Raw genomic sequence first — 13349 nt, 5'->3', positions numbered from 1 at the left:
TTACCCGGCCTACAACATTACTCGGCGATACTTTCGCGTAAAGGTTTAACGGGCAGGACCTTCACCTGCTTAATCATGTTGTCCTGAACGTCCAGAATATCAATATCATACTGCTCAATGCGCACGCGCGTGCCTGCCGCCGGGATCTCTTCCAGCGCTTCCAGGATCATTCCGTTCATCGTCCGCGCTTCGTCTTCCGGCAAATGCCAGTTAAACGCTTTATTGATTTCACGAATGTTGGCGCTGCCGTCGATAAGCACTGACCCGTCGTTTTGCGGGGTGACTTCTTCTGCAAGGGAAGGCGACATTGACGTGGTAAAGTCCCCGACAATCTCTTCCAGAATATCTTCGACCGTCACCAGCCCCTGTATGTCGCCGTATTCATCCACCACCAGACCGACTTTCTTCTTGTTTCGCTGGAACTTCACCAGCTGCGTGCTCAATGGGGTGCCTTCCGGCACGTAGTAAATTTCGTCGGCGGCGCGCAGCATCACCTCTTTGGTGAACTCGTTTTTCTCAGTCATCAGACGATAGGCCTCGCGCACACGCAGCATGCTGATGGCATCGTCGAGAGAATCGCGATAGAGGACGATACGCCCGTGCGGGGAGTGCGTCAGCTGGCGGACAATGGCCTTCCAGTCGTCGTTAATATCAATCCCGACGATTTCATTGCGCGGCACCATGATGTCGTCAACGCTGACCTTTTCCAGATCCAGCACCGACAGGAGCATGTCCTGATTGCGACGGGAGATCTGCGAGCGGGATTCGTTCACGATGGTACGCAGTTCGTCTTTGCTGAGCGCGCTACTGATGGTGACGTCTGCCTTTATACCAACCATGCGCATCAGCACCCGTGTCACCATATTCAGCAGCCAGACCAGCGGCATCATCAGAATAAGCAGCGGTGCTAACAGGAAGCTGCTCGGGTAGGCGACTTTTTCCGGGTAAAGCGCCGCGATGGTTTTGGGTAGCACTTCCGCAAACACCAGTACCACAAACGTGAGCACACCTGTGGCAATCGCCACGCCTGCATTGCCGTACAGACGCATCCCGACGATGGTGCCCAGTGCAGAGGCGAGAATATTGACCAGGTTGTTACCGATAAGCACCAGGCTAATCAGACGGTCCGGCTTACGCAGAAGCTTTTCGACACGACGCGCGGCACGGTTACCCTGCTTGGCGCGATGACGTAACCGGTAGCGGTTCAGCGTCATCATGCCGGTTTCAGAGCCAGAGAAATAAGCGGAGATGACCACCATGATGACCAGAATGACGATCAGCGTGGTGGTAGAGATGTGTTCCAGGGGGAACTCCTTTTGTTACTTAGCCAGCAAATTGCTGTATGAAGCGGCTACCAAAATAGGCAAGCGTGAGAATGCCCGCACCCGCAACGTTGAACCAGACCACGCGACGACCGCGCCAGCCTTCATGATAATGGCCCCATAACAGGACAATATAGACAAACCACGCGATGATGGAGAGGACCGCTTTATCGATATTCTCCACGCTGAACAGGTTCTTCATATAAAACAAGCCCGTGCACAGCGTCAGCGTCAGCAAAACCACGCCGACCTGGGTGATGTGGAACATCTTACGCTCAATCACCATCAGCGGCGGCATTTCATGGTTAAACGCCAGCTTTTTATTTTTCAGCTGGTAGTCGATCCAGGCGAGCTGCATGGCGTAAAGGGCGGCGATGATCAGCGTCGCGTAGGAGAATAGAGACAGGCCGATATGCACCAGCATCCCCGGCGTGGCTTCCAGATGGGTAATAAACTCATTGGGCATGAACGTGGCTAACGCCAGGTTGATCAGCGCAAAGGCGTAGACTATCGGCAGCAGCAGCCAGCCACGATTTTTAGACGCGACAATGGTCATGACCGTACAGATCATCAGGCTGACCAGCGAGCCGACGTTCAGCACGCTCAGATTTTGCACGCTGCCGTCGCCGGGAATGATGCGTGATTCCAGCGCAAACGCATGGCTAATCAGTGCGATCACTGCCGAAAGAATAGCCATGCGCCGCCAGCCGCTGTTTTTTTGCAGCAGGCCAGGAATGATCAGCGCGAGGCTGACAGAGTAGGCAACAAGGGCGATCAGTGCGAAAACAGGCATATAGGCGTCGACAGTTGTCTTAATAAGAAAGAGAAGCAGTATAACGTTACGTGACGCCTGCTCCAACCGTTGCATAACAACAAAGGCGCCTTCATGTTATACTCCGGCAAAATTCTGTGTATGTGTCGCCCAGGCGACCTAACGTTTCTACCCCAGGCGAGAGACAATGTTTGATAATTTAACCGATCGTTTGTCGCGCACGCTGCGCAACATCAGCGGCCGTGGACGCCTCACCGAAGAGAACATCAAGGAAACGCTGCGCGAAGTGCGCATGGCGCTGCTGGAAGCAGACGTTGCGTTGCCGGTCGTGCGTGATTTTATCAACCGCGTGAAAGAGAAAGCGGTTGGTCATGAAGTTAACAAGAGCCTGACTCCGGGTCAGGAGTTCGTCAAAATCGTCCGTAACGAGCTGGTTTCGGCGATGGGCGAAGAGAATCAGGTGCTTAACCTGGCGGCTCAGCCACCGGCCGTCGTGCTGATGGCGGGTCTGCAAGGTGCGGGTAAAACCACCAGCGTCGGTAAGCTGGGGAAATTCCTGCGCGAAAAGCACAAGAAAAAAGTGCTGGTGGTTTCGGCGGACGTGTATCGCCCGGCGGCGATCAAACAGCTGGAAACGCTGGCCGAGCAGGTTGGCGTAGACTTCTTCCCGTCCGACGTGGCGCAGAAGCCTGTTGACATCGTTAACGCGGCGCTGAAAGAGGCGAAGCTGAAATTCTACGACGTGCTGCTGGTGGATACCGCCGGTCGACTGCACGTTGACGAAGCGATGATGGACGAAATCAAGCAGGTTCATGCTTCTATCAATCCGGTAGAGACCCTGTTTGTTGTCGACGCCATGACCGGTCAGGATGCGGCAAACACCGCAAAAGCGTTTAACGAAGCCCTGCCGTTAACCGGCGTGGTGCTGACCAAAGTCGACGGCGACGCTCGCGGCGGTGCGGCGCTGTCTATACGTCATATCACTGGTAAGCCAATTAAGTTCCTCGGCGTGGGCGAGAAAACCGAAGCGCTGGAGCCGTTCCACCCGGATCGTATTGCCTCCCGTATCCTCGGCATGGGCGACGTGCTGTCGCTGATCGAAGATATCGAAAGCAAGGTTGACCGCGCGCAGGCTGAAAAACTCGCCAGCAAGCTGAAAAAAGGTGACGGTTTCGATCTGACCGACTTCCTTGAGCAACTGCGTCAGATGAAAAACATGGGCGGTATGGCAAGTCTGATGGGTAAACTGCCGGGTATGGGGCAGATCCCGGACAACGTCAAATCCCAGATGGATGACAAAGTGCTGGTGCGTATGGAGGCAATCATCAACTCGATGACGCTGAAAGAGCGCGCGAAGCCAGAAATCATCAAAGGTTCCCGCAAGCGCCGTATCGCAGCCGGTTGCGGCATGCAGGTCCAGGACGTTAACCGCCTTCTGAAACAGTTCGACGACATGCAGCGCATGATGAAGAAAATGAAGAAAGGCGGCATGGCGAAGATGATGCGCGGCATGAAAGGCATGATGCCGCCCGGTTTTCCTGGGCGATAATCGCTTTTGAGATTGCTTTTTGCCCGAAAATGAGTAAAATTTTCGGGCTTTTAATATGACACCCGGGCTCCGTTCCTCGATGGGGCCCGGTTGTTTTATTCACACAAGAGGATGTTATGGTAACTATTCGTTTAGCACGTCACGGCGCTAAAAAGCGTCCGTTCTACCAGGTTGTTGTGACTGACAGCCGTAATGCACGCAACGGTCGCTTCATTGAGCGCGTTGGTTTCTTCAACCCACTGGCCTCTGGCGCAGAAGAAGAAACTCGTCTGGATCTGGATCGTATCGCTCACTGGGTTGGCCAGGGCGCTACTGTTTCCGATCGCGTTGCTACGCTGATCAAAGCAGCAAACAAAGCAGCTTAATCTGTCACGGTGGTCATGATGAGCAATAAAGCACCTGTTGAACCGATCGTATTGGGAAAAATGGGTTCTTGCTACGGTATCCGTGGTTGGCTCAGAGTGTTTTCCTCCACTGAAGACGCTGATAGCATTTTTGATTACCAGCCCTGGTTTATCCAGAAAGCCGGTAAGTGGGAAGAGGTCGAGCTGGAAAGCTGGCGTCACCACAATCAGGACATCATCATCAAGCTGAAAGGCATTGACGATCGAGATGCCGCGAATGCGCTGACTAATTGTGAAATTGTCGTGGATTCGTCGCAGTTGCCGCAACTGGAAGAGGGTGACTACTACTGGAAAGACCTTATGGGTTGCCAGGTAGTGACCACTGAAGGCTACAGCCTGGGGAAAGTCATCGACATGATGGAAACCGGGTCAAATGACGTTCTCGTCATTAAGGCAAACCTGAAAGATGCATTTGGCATCAAGGAGCGGTTGGTCCCGTTCCTCGATGGACAGGTTATCAAGAAAGTCGATCTCACTACTCAAACCATTGAAGTAGATTGGGATCCTGGTTTTTAAATTCTCCGGATAAACGGTAAAAGACGGCGCTATGTGGATTGGCATAATTAGCCTGTTTCCTGAAATGTTCCGCGCGATTACCGATTACGGGGTAACTGGCCGGGCAGTAAAGAATGGCCTGCTGAGCATCCAGAGCTGGAGTCCTCGTGACTTCACGCATGACCGGCACCGTACCGTGGACGATCGTCCTTACGGCGGCGGACCGGGGATGTTGATGATGGTGCAACCCTTACGGGACGCCATTCACACAGCAAAAGCCGCGGCAGGTGAAGGCGCGAAGGTGATTTATCTGTCACCTCAGGGACGCAAGCTTGATCAAGCGGGCGTGAGCGAACTGGCGACGAATCAAAAGCTGATTCTGGTCTGTGGTCGCTACGAAGGGATAGATGAGCGCGTAATTCAAACCGAGATTGACGAAGAATGGTCTATCGGCGATTACGTTCTCAGCGGTGGTGAGCTACCAGCAATGACGTTGATTGACTCCGTCGCCCGGTTTATTCCGGGGGTTCTGGGCCATGAAGCTTCGGCAACGGAAGATTCCTTTGCCGATGGATTGCTGGACTGTCCACACTATACTCGTCCTGAAGTGTTAGAAGGGATGGAAGTCCCGGCAGTGTTACTGTCTGGAAACCATGCCGAGATACGTCGCTGGCGTTTGAAGCAGTCGCTGGGCCGAACCTGGCTTAGAAGACCTGAACTTCTGGAAAACCTGGCTCTGACTGAAGAGCAAGCAAAGTTGCTGGCCGAGTTCAAAACTGAACACGCGCACCAGCAGCATGAACATGATGGGAAAGCGTAATACGCTCCCGAATATCAGTTTACCCAGGATAAGAGATTAAATTATGAGCAACATTATTAAGCAACTTGAACAAGAGCAGATGAAGCAGGACGTACCTTCCTTCCGTCCAGGTGACACCGTGGAAGTGAAAGTATGGGTTGTTGAAGGTTCCAAAAAACGTCTGCAGGCATTCGAGGGCGTGGTTATCGCTATTCGTAACCGCGGTCTGCACTCTGCATTCACTGTTCGTAAAATTTCCAACGGCGAAGGCGTTGAGCGTGTCTTCCAGACTCACTCTCCGGTAGTTGACAGCATTGCTGTTAAACGTCGTGGTGCTGTACGTAAAGCTAAACTGTACTACCTGCGTGAGCGTACTGGTAAGTCTGCTCGTATTAAAGAGCGTCTGAACTAAGATTCGCTTTCACGCGACATCCAAAGCGTGTTAATAATCAAGGGGTTAGCTGATAGCTAACCCCTTTTTTTATTCTGATGTCCACGGAATGTCCACGCAGATATCACTGTGTCCACCCTTTACATTTTCTCAGGTAAAAAAAAACCTGCCGAAGCAGGTTTATAACCAGAGGTTCCCTTGATGATATTTTGAGGGGTGGGGTGGGGCAGGCACTACCTCTCCTGGTTTAACAATGTACCTTGCAAGGGTTTCATGAGTTACGAATGTGCAGCCACAGTTTATGTTTTGGCACTGATGATACCGCTCTTTTGTTTCTGAACTTAAGTACCGACTTGAGCGTGCATGTGAAGCGTCATGACATAATGGACAGTGCATCATCTTTCTTTCCCCCGATTCGTTAACAATTGGGGATGATAAACGCGCATCTTACATTTGCAAGTTAAAGTTTGCTTTTTTATTCTTCCAGTGATTCATACTCCACGTCCGAAACTCTAACCTCAAGCTCCAAGCCTGTCGTGTAGCCACTCCCGTTAAGGTAGTGCACCACCCGACTGATTATCCAAGCCTGCTCGTCTATAACGCGCTTAAAGCCTCTGACCGCTATCGGTGTCTCAGGAAATAAATCAGCACGACCAATAGCCAGCGAGATTGAAAACTCCGCGACTCCGCGCTGAATTTTGTCCCACTTCGCCTGAGCTGCACGCATGGCCTGCGCCTTTGACGCGTAGATGGTCGTCAGCTCCAGCACGTTCTCAGACTCACCGACCATATACTCGCCCTCGCGCGCCTCCTGCTCTTTTTTGGCTCCGGCCTTTGACGTGGTTTTTGTCGCTTTTGGATGTTGCAGCGCGCGCAGGTGCTGCTCCTTCGGCTTGCGCTTGAGCTTCACCTTTTGCTTTTGCGGCTTCGGGTCTTTTGTGTGCAGCCATTTAGCCGTTACGCCGGTGTAGGCTTCACGGTCAGCAATCGCAAACTGATGACGGTCGCCGTCGCCGCGTTCGATCGTCATCTGCGGGATGGGCTTGCCGCTGACCGTCCGACCGCTACCGGCTTTCAGGAACAGCAGTTTCCCCGCTTTCACCGACACTGATGCACCGTTACGGTCAGCCAGGCGGGACAGAAACACCGCGTCGGATTCCTGCGTCTGGTCAATGTGAGGCACGGGGATCGCTTTCAGTGTGTCAGCCACGCTGGCCGTGAGTTTGTTGCGCGCTGCGATGGTCTCAACAATTACACCGAGTGTGGTGTCATGCCATGACTGTTCCCGGCGGGAATTCAGCGTGCCGCGAAAATCAGCGCTGCGCCCCCTGATGGTCAGCGTATCAGGCGCGCCACGGTGCTCGATTTCGTCGACCGTGAAACTGCCCTTATTCAGCAAGGCTGAGCCCTGCCAGCCCAGCCACAGCGTCAGTTTTGCACCGCGCGGCGGTAGCTCGACAAGCCCGTCGGTGTCGTCGAGCTCGATGTCGAGCTGGTCAGCCTCGAATCCGCGATTGTCCGTCATGGTCAGACTGATTAGCCGGTCGCTGAAATTCTGCGTGATATCATCGCCATCGAGCGTGAGCATAAACGCCGGAGCAATCTGCGCCCCGGCCTGAACATTCAGACCCGTAATCATCCCGACAGCCCTCCAATCCAGTTACCGGCAGACGTCACCAGATTGTCGGCCTGCGTTTTCAGGTCGCCGTAAATCGCCGCGAGCGAGTCATCGACCCGTTTCAGCGAGAGGCTAAACTCAATTTTTCTGGCCGCGCCGTCGCTGAATAATTCGGTGTGCGTGTGGGTCACTTTATCGATGACATACATACCGTGGATCATGCCCGTTCCGTCAATCAGCGGCCATGCCCTCCCTTCGTCGGCCATCAGTTCGACAGTCGTCAGCGACAGGCGGCCGCCGGTGATTTCGGGGTACAGCACGCCCGAAAGCGTGCGCGAGGTTTCCCCCTCGCCGAGATACTGATAAGCCGGGGGTTTACCGATGCGGTCATTTGACGCCCATCGGTAATCCTTCGAATATTGCATGGACTGATGCGGCAGCGTGCGGCGTTCAAACACAAATAAACCCAGTACCATTAACATGTTTTAGCCCTCATCCGTCATGGCGCATACTTGAGCGCTGGCGTGCTCTTTCTTCCCGGTCGAGTTTTTCGACTGCTTCCCGGAGCTGCCGGTCGAGGTCAGTTCCCGGCGCAACGCCACCCGACAGATTAATGTTGTATTCACGCTTGCTCTGGTCGACATAGGACCGGCCAGCAGGCGCCGTCACTGGCTGGTACATCTGATAACCGCCATAAACTGAGGTCTGCGGAATATAAGACCCGTTTTGCGAACCGGCTGCGGCACTGGCTTTAGCGGCCGTCTGGTCGAGTCCGTCCGACTCTTTTTTGATGACCCCGAGCTTTTCCAGCAGCCAGTCGACGCCACTGCGTAACTTATTGAATGAACTGAGCGGCAGCATCAGCGCATCAGCCAGTGTTTTGCCGACCACCACACCGACATTTTTGAAACGGTCGAGCGTTTCCTGTGTCGCCTTAACCGGTGCTATCAGGTCAGTGAACCACTGCCAGACCCCGCGCAATTTCTCGATGATGGAATCAAACACCGGCGTCAGCGGCGAGAAGATTTCCGCCACCGGCACAAATGCCGCTTTAAGCCCCTCCACCACGCCCGAAAAGAATGCGCTGATGGGCTCCCAGTATTTACGAATCAGGAGCGCCCCGGCCACCACCGCCCCGGCGACCGCGACCACCGGCAGACTGATGGCACCGACAGCAGTCACTATTGCGCCACCGGCAACGGTAAAGACCGTTCCCAGCAGACCTGCGGCGGCGATAATGGCGTTAATCCCCATCACCACCGGCCACGCAATCAGGCCAATCCCGCCAATAACACCAATCAGCGCCAGTGCGCCACCGGCTACAACACCGATAGTGGTCGCCAGTGATTTATTGCGGGTGATCCAGCCATCGAGTTTCAAAACATATCGCGTGGCCGTCTGCGTCAGTTTGCGCAGAGCGTCGTTTTGCTGGTCAAACAGGTCAGTTCCCACGGCCTCATAAGCAGACTGAAACTCTTTAAAGTCGCCGCCGAGATTGTCCTGCATGATTTTGACCAGCTCCTCGGTTTTACCGTCCGAGGCTTTAAACGCTGCGGTGAGTTTGTCGAGCTTGCCGGTTGACGCTGCGGTCATCAGCACCGCTGCCGCCGAGCTGGCCTCTTCACCGAAGATGGTTTTCATGTACTCGCCGCGCTGGCTGGTACCGAGATTGTTTTTCTCAAAACTGCGCTGCATTTCCTTCAGGATGGAAAATATCGGGCGCGTGTTTCCTCTGTCGTCAGAGGTTTTGACACCGAGCTCTTTGATTGCCTCAAAGGCTTTACCGGTCGGAGCCTGTAGGCGGCTCAGGATTGCACGGCTCCCCGTACCCGCCATCGAGCCGGTAATTTTGGCATCGTGCAACGCACCGACCATCGCGGCGGTTTGCTCGATACTGACCCCGGCATTTTTCGCCACCGGCGCGGCATAGGTCAGCGCATCACTCAGCCCGTCAAAGTCGGCGGCGGTTTTGTTCATCGTCATCGACAGCACGTCGCCAATGTGCGCGATCTGGTCGTTGGAAAGCTGAAACGCAGATTTCATCCCTGTCAGCAGGGCGGCGTTTTCCTCCATTGAGCGCTGATTCGACAGCGCCATATTCAGCGTAACCGGCGTTGCCGCCTGAATGGCATCAGCATCCCCGCCACTTTTGGCGATGATGATTTGTGCACTCGCTGCGTCGTCAGCAGATGCGGCGGTATTGTCACCGAGCTGTCTGGCCTGTTTGCGTAACGCCTCCATTTCGGGCGACTGTTTGTCGACCCCGAGCACGGCTTGCAGCTCAGAGTTTTTCTGTGCAAACGAATAGCCAGGCATCAGCAGTTTTACCCCGGCCATGGTGCCAGCCGTGGCTATACCTGTACCCGCCGCGCCAGCCGCCGCCATGCTACCGGCCATATTCTTTCCGGCCTGATAGCGCTCTTTAACCCGGCTCAGCTTTGCCTGTTGCTGACTGACCCGCGCCAGCGCCTCACGTTGCCGGTTAAGCTGGGCGGTCGTCTCGCTGATGCTGGTTTTAAGGCGACGCTCGTCAGCCGACAGCGTTCGGGTATTAATCCCGGCCTGAGCAAGCTCGGTGCGCTGGCGCTGTACCGACTGCCTGAGCCCGTTATATTTGAGTTGCAGGTCAGCAGCGGATTTTTTTGCCGCCTCCATCGCACGCGCCTGCGCTTTGGTAGGGTTTTCCGTGTTTTTAAACTGGACGGCCAGCGCTGCGGCCTCCTGTTTCGCTTTGTTAAGCGACTGACCGGTCACGGCAAGCTGTGCGCTCGCTTTCCTGAATCCGTCAATTCTGGACGCCTGCGCGTTAAGGTCGCGCAGGGTCGTCTGTGAGTTGCGGATATCGCCAGCGAGGGATTTGCTGGCGTTCTGGATAGCTTTTAGCGGTCGGCTTGCCCGGTCTACTGCGTTAAGCAGCACCTCGATTCTGACGTTATTGCTCATAGTGGTTTCCGCTTCGCTGTAGCGCCTTGTCGCGCCATGTGAGGAGCTCGGTCACGCTAAGGGAATACAGCTCTGATGGCGGCCAGTGAAAAATCACCGCGATATCCGCCATCAGGTCATCGACCGAAAGTTTTGCGGGGAACGTCAGCGAGCCGAAGATGGCGACAAAAAACCAATCACCTCAGCGGCGAACTGCATCAGGTCTGAGGCATCCAGACGGGCAATCTCATGCTCGGTGAGTGCCGGGTAGGTCATACGCGGCAGCACCTTAATCAGCGCGTCAACGTCAGAGTTTGCCAGCGAGGCCAGCGACACCCCGCGCAGGATTCCCGCGTTAGGTTTTGAAACCGTCACCTCTCCGATTTTTTGCTCACCGCGCATGAGGGGGTTATCGAGGATCACGACGTGTGGCTTTTTGGTTTCGGTGACTTCAATTTCTGTAACGCCGGTTTCGATGTTGTTTTCCATGATGTTGCTCTCGTCAAAGTTAAGTGACCGGCCAGCCTGACTGACCGGTTAAGAGGGTTACAGGCCAATGGCCTTGCGATGCTCTGCCAGACGGTCGACGCCGTCGACTTTCAGCACCATGTTGATGACGTCAATCTCGATGACCTCCCTGCCGTCAATCGTGAGCTGGTAGTACGCGCATTCGGTCGAGATTTTGGTCGTACCGCTTTCGCCCTGTTTGTTTTCGCCGCCGTCGTACTCTTTGTGACGGCCACGCATGACCACCTCAACGGCAGAAATCGCGCCGGTGTCATCGCGCTGGTATGAGCCGGTAAAGCGTAACGGTACGCTGTCCGCGCCCGGTGAGGCGTACTGCGCCCACAGCTCGACGTCAGGCAGACCGCCGAGCGTCCACTCGCACGACAGCGCATCGTCATCGAGACCGAGGTCAATCGACACCGAGCCCGGCATCCCGCCGCCGCGGTATTTCTCAAGCTTACGGGTCAGCTTTGGCAGGGTGACGGATTCAACAACGCCCATGTAGCTCAGGCCATCGTTGAACATGTTCAGGTATTTCAGTTTGCGTGGTAATGCCATGCTCAGAGCTCCTTAGCTGTTGACCGACTCTGACAGGTTCGCCAGATAGGTATCAGTGATGCGCTGGCGCAGGGTCAGGTTTTCCAGCGGCGGGACGGGGGTGTAGTCGTAATCGATATACAGTTTCCCCACCTTGAGCGTTTCCACGCTGTTTGACTCCGGGTCGTACCAGCAGGAGCCGTCAACGATATAGCCGTTGTTTTTCAGCTCGCGGAATTTCGCATTGATACCGGCGACGATGTCGCGGATAAGCGTTGCGGTGACGGGTTTATCAATCGCCCAGGCGTGCGCCTCCGCCATCGTGTCGGCCAGCACCTGCGCCGTGCGGGTGTAGTTTTCAAAGAGGAATAACGGATCGTCGGAGCAGGTACGGTTGCCCCAGAATTTAAAGCCGTCGTTACGGATTAGCGTGGTGACACCGGCCTGATTTAACAGGTTCGCGTCGGTGGCCTTCTCCTGCAAGTCCCACGAGACCGAGGCACTGACGCCGGTGACGCCATTCACGCCGACGTTAGAGAGCGTTTTGTGCCAGCCCGTCTCCTGGTCGATTTTGGCACGCAGGCCGAGCGCGCGTGCGGTCGCCCATGCAATATCGGTCTGATTCGCCGTGGTGTCCCACGCCAGAAAATCAGGGTGAATGACCATCAGCTCACGCTGGCTGAAATTCTCACGGTAGGCGATAGCTTCGGAAATGGTCTTGCAGCCCCACGCGCTGATATAGCCAAACGCGCGCAGGCTCTGACAGGTCGCCGCGAGCGCGGTCGCCACTTCCAGAGAATCCAGCCCCGGCACGCCGAGAATGCGCGGCTTAACGCCGGTCACAGTTTTGGCGGTCAACAGCGCTTTAAGACCGGTGTATTTGCCGTTTTCGTCGGTCGTGCCGATGATGTTGGAAATGGTTTCTTTCTGCGCCGCTTCCGGGTCGTCCGGGTCTTCAATACCTTCGGCAACGCGCACAACCACAACGACCGGCTTGCACTGGTCGGCAATGGCTTGCAGGGATTTTGACAGGGTGCCGAGCTTACCGGCTTTACCGATAGCGTTCTGCACGCTGGTAATCAGCACCGGCTCATTTAGCGGAAATGTTGAATCGTCAGCATCATTGGCGGTGCAGACCATGCCGATGATAGCTGTCGAAACGGTGGAAATGGTGCGCGTGCCATCGTTAATCTCGATGACCTCGACGCCGTGATGATAGTCGCTCATCCGTTTAACTCCGTGGTTAAGGGGTGCGACTATTTTCTGTTGTGTGCGGGACATTAGAAACGAAAGGCCGTTGGGGGAGTGACAGCACAACGCGCAGTGACCGGTTGCCGTGTGAGGAAAGCGTCATTGAGCGTTATCAGCGATCAATCACGGTTAATTGATCGCTGATAACCATTATCAATGAATGGGTATTGTCGCTATCGTTTCGCCATTAACGAGGAAGCGATAATGACGATTTTACTCTGGATTGTTGGAGGTCTGGCTGCATGGTGGCTCTTTGGCTTTTGCTGGCTCAGATTGTTTGTCGGTGATGAAACAGAAAAAGATTATGAAGAATGCCCCTATGATTAAACCCGCTTAGCGCGGGTTTTTTATTACTCTGTTAACGGTGATTCAGGCCATTCAATTTCGTCGGGCTCACTGGTATCAACCCGGTTAAGTAAAACCCGGTATTTCTTCCACGCCGACAGGCTCGCCATTTCCTCATCTGTCGCCATCGACAAATCGACCGCATCCTGCAATGGTGCTATGGCCTGAGCTGCAACAGACAAGAGCTGCGCCTTTAATGCCTCAGCATTTTCGATAGCTTCCTCGCGGGTAGGCGGTTCGATGTCGACCCATTCCATGCATTCTGATTCAACATTGTACTGAGGCGCTTTCCGGTCAGGTGAAACCATGAAGGCTTCATATTCAGCATCGGTTATTGTCATCAGGTCTGACGGAACGGGAATACCCTGTTCTTCATAGGTTCTGACAGTTTCCTCAAGGTAAAAGCTTTTATCTGTATTGCTGAAATATTTCTGCAT

17 protein-coding genes are annotated in these 13349 nt (G+C 54.6%); 6 read left to right on the top strand and 11 right to left on the bottom strand.

Annotated elements, in window-relative coordinates:
* Nucleotides 1–17: 17 nt before the first annotated feature.
* The gene (locus BFV65_RS15780; protein WP_026094274.1) at nt 18–1304 is read right to left on the bottom strand and encodes an HlyC/CorC family transporter; all 1287 of its coding nucleotides are present in this window, start codon (nt 1302–1304) and stop codon (nt 18–20) included.
* Nucleotides 1305–1323: 19 nt separating this feature from the next.
* The gene (locus BFV65_RS15775) at nt 1324–2115 is read right to left on the bottom strand and encodes a cytochrome C assembly family protein (protein WP_014832951.1); all 792 of its coding nucleotides are present in this window, start codon (nt 2113–2115) and stop codon (nt 1324–1326) included.
* Nucleotides 2116–2281: 166 nt separating this feature from the next.
* Between BFV65_RS15775 and ffh the strand changes: the two genes are divergently transcribed.
* The 5 genes from ffh to rplS all read left to right on the top strand — a co-directional run bounded on the left by ffh (nt 2282) and on the right by rplS (nt 5753).
* Nucleotides 2282–3643 carry a signal recognition particle protein gene (ffh, locus tag BFV65_RS15770; protein WP_003863132.1) on the top strand — a complete coding sequence of 454 codons (1362 nt, stop codon included), beginning with the start codon at nt 2282–2284 and terminating at the stop codon, nt 3641–3643.
* A 116-nt stretch (nt 3644–3759) separates the two neighbouring features.
* On the top strand, nt 3760–4008 hold the full coding sequence (gene rpsP, locus BFV65_RS15765) for a 30S ribosomal protein S16 (RefSeq protein WP_022649067.1): 249 nt from the start codon (nt 3760–3762) through the stop codon (nt 4006–4008).
* A gap of 15 nt (nt 4009–4023) precedes the next feature.
* Nucleotides 4024–4563, top strand: a complete 540-nt coding sequence (rimM, locus tag BFV65_RS15760) for a ribosome maturation factor RimM (protein WP_003863136.1) — start codon at nt 4024–4026, stop codon at nt 4561–4563.
* Nucleotides 4564–4594: 31 nt separating this feature from the next.
* On the top strand, nt 4595–5362 hold the full coding sequence (gene trmD, locus BFV65_RS15755) for a tRNA (guanosine(37)-N1)-methyltransferase TrmD (RefSeq protein ID WP_003863138.1): 768 nt from the start codon (nt 4595–4597) through the stop codon (nt 5360–5362).
* Between the two features lie 43 nt (nt 5363–5405).
* Nucleotides 5406–5753 carry a 50S ribosomal protein L19 gene (rplS, locus tag BFV65_RS15750; protein WP_002914145.1) on the top strand — a complete coding sequence of 116 codons (348 nt, stop codon included), beginning with the start codon at nt 5406–5408 and terminating at the stop codon, nt 5751–5753.
* A 159-nt stretch (nt 5754–5912) separates the two neighbouring features.
* On the opposite strand, the gene BFV65_RS22580 is transcribed toward rplS, so the two are convergent.
* The 8 genes from BFV65_RS22580 to BFV65_RS15715 all read right to left on the bottom strand — a co-directional run bounded on the left by BFV65_RS22580 (nt 5913) and on the right by BFV65_RS15715 (nt 12543).
* Nucleotides 5913–6131: a DNA-binding transcriptional regulator gene (locus tag BFV65_RS22580; protein ID WP_017383002.1), complete on the bottom strand. Its 219-nt coding sequence runs from the start codon at nt 6129–6131 to the stop codon at nt 5913–5915.
* 76 nt (nt 6132–6207) lie between these two features.
* Nucleotides 6208–7371 (bottom strand): phage late control D family protein, encoded by a 1164-nt coding sequence (locus BFV65_RS15745; protein WP_047738457.1) that lies wholly within the window; start codon nt 7369–7371, stop codon nt 6208–6210.
* Nucleotides 7368–7832 (bottom strand): phage tail protein, encoded by a 465-nt coding sequence (locus BFV65_RS15740; protein ID WP_047727357.1) that lies wholly within the window; start codon nt 7830–7832, stop codon nt 7368–7370. Before BFV65_RS15740 ends, BFV65_RS15745 begins: the two co-directional genes overlap by 4 nt.
* Before the next feature lie 10 nt (nt 7833–7842).
* A complete protein-coding gene (locus BFV65_RS15735; protein WP_047738460.1) occupies nt 7843–10293 on the bottom strand; it encodes a phage tail tape measure protein in 2451 nt (816 codons plus the stop codon).
* Nucleotides 10283–10405, bottom strand: a complete 123-nt coding sequence (locus BFV65_RS15730) for a GpE family phage tail protein (protein WP_017382998.1) — start codon at nt 10403–10405, stop codon at nt 10283–10285. The genes BFV65_RS15735 and BFV65_RS15730 overlap by 11 nt, the downstream gene beginning before the upstream one ends.
* Before the next feature lie 32 nt (nt 10406–10437).
* Nucleotides 10438–10761: a phage tail assembly protein gene (locus BFV65_RS15725; RefSeq protein ID WP_047738462.1), complete on the bottom strand. Its 324-nt coding sequence runs from the start codon at nt 10759–10761 to the stop codon at nt 10438–10440.
* Nucleotides 10762–10818: 57 nt separating this feature from the next.
* Nucleotides 10819–11337, bottom strand: a complete 519-nt coding sequence (locus BFV65_RS15720) for a phage major tail tube protein (RefSeq protein WP_023295232.1) — start codon at nt 11335–11337, stop codon at nt 10819–10821.
* Between the two features lie 12 nt (nt 11338–11349).
* Nucleotides 11350–12543, bottom strand: coding sequence for a phage tail sheath protein (locus tag BFV65_RS15715; RefSeq protein ID WP_047727360.1), 1194 nt, complete (start codon nt 12541–12543; stop codon nt 11350–11352).
* Nucleotides 12544–12771: 228 nt separating this feature from the next.
* On the opposite strand from BFV65_RS15715, the gene BFV65_RS23505 reads away from it, so the two are divergent.
* Nucleotides 12772–12894 (top strand): hypothetical protein, encoded by a 123-nt coding sequence (locus BFV65_RS23505; protein ID WP_023295234.1) that lies wholly within the window; start codon nt 12772–12774, stop codon nt 12892–12894.
* Between the two features lie 23 nt (nt 12895–12917).
* On the opposite strand, the gene BFV65_RS15710 is transcribed toward BFV65_RS23505, so the two are convergent.
* Nucleotides 12918–13349, bottom strand: coding sequence for a tail fiber assembly protein (locus BFV65_RS15710; protein WP_047738464.1), 432 nt, complete (start codon nt 13347–13349; stop codon nt 12918–12920).

This window comes from Enterobacter hormaechei subsp. hoffmannii (assembly GCF_001729745.1).
Classification (GTDB): Bacteria; Pseudomonadota; Gammaproteobacteria; order Enterobacterales; family Enterobacteriaceae; genus Enterobacter; species Enterobacter intestinihominis.
This window is presented reverse-complemented; position numbering and strand designations above follow the sequence as displayed.

Bases quoted from the DNA above. Each gene is read 5' to 3' on its own strand.
- BFV65_RS22580 (WP_017383002.1), bottom strand. From the start codon at position 6,131: ATGATGCACTGTCCATTATGTCATGACGCTTCACATGCACGCTCAAGT.
- BFV65_RS15725 (WP_047738462.1), bottom strand. From the start codon at position 10,761: ATGGAAAACAACATCGAAACCGGCGTTACAGAAATTGAAGTCACCGAA.
- rplS (WP_002914145.1), top strand. From the start codon at position 5,406: ATGAGCAACATTATTAAGCAACTTGAACAAGAGCAGATGAAGCAGGAC.
- BFV65_RS15775 (WP_014832951.1), bottom strand. From the start codon at position 2,115: ATGCCTGTTTTCGCACTGATCGCCCTTGTTGCCTACTCTGTCAGCCTC.
- rpsP (WP_022649067.1), top strand. From the start codon at position 3,760: ATGGTAACTATTCGTTTAGCACGTCACGGCGCTAAAAAGCGTCCGTTC.
- ffh (WP_003863132.1), top strand. From the start codon at position 2,282: ATGTTTGATAATTTAACCGATCGTTTGTCGCGCACGCTGCGCAACATC.
- BFV65_RS15710 (WP_047738464.1), bottom strand. From the start codon at position 13,349: ATGCAGAAATATTTCAGCAATACAGATAAAAGCTTTTACCTTGAGGAA.
- trmD (WP_003863138.1), top strand. From the start codon at position 4,595: ATGTGGATTGGCATAATTAGCCTGTTTCCTGAAATGTTCCGCGCGATT.
- BFV65_RS15740 (WP_047727357.1), bottom strand. From the start codon at position 7,832: ATGTTAATGGTACTGGGTTTATTTGTGTTTGAACGCCGCACGCTGCCG.
- rimM (WP_003863136.1), top strand. From the start codon at position 4,024: ATGATGAGCAATAAAGCACCTGTTGAACCGATCGTATTGGGAAAAATG.
- BFV65_RS23505 (WP_023295234.1), top strand. From the start codon at position 12,772: ATGACGATTTTACTCTGGATTGTTGGAGGTCTGGCTGCATGGTGGCTC.
- BFV65_RS15715 (WP_047727360.1), bottom strand. From the start codon at position 12,543: ATGAGCGACTATCATCACGGCGTCGAGGTCATCGAGATTAACGATGGC.
- BFV65_RS15735 (WP_047738460.1), bottom strand. From the start codon at position 10,293: ATGAGCAATAACGTCAGAATCGAGGTGCTGCTTAACGCAGTAGACCGG.
- BFV65_RS15730 (WP_017382998.1), bottom strand. From the start codon at position 10,405: ATGGCGGATATCGCGGTGATTTTTCACTGGCCGCCATCAGAGCTGTAT.
- BFV65_RS15745 (WP_047738457.1), bottom strand. From the start codon at position 7,371: ATGATTACGGGTCTGAATGTTCAGGCCGGGGCGCAGATTGCTCCGGCG.
- BFV65_RS15720 (WP_023295232.1), bottom strand. From the start codon at position 11,337: ATGGCATTACCACGCAAACTGAAATACCTGAACATGTTCAACGATGGC.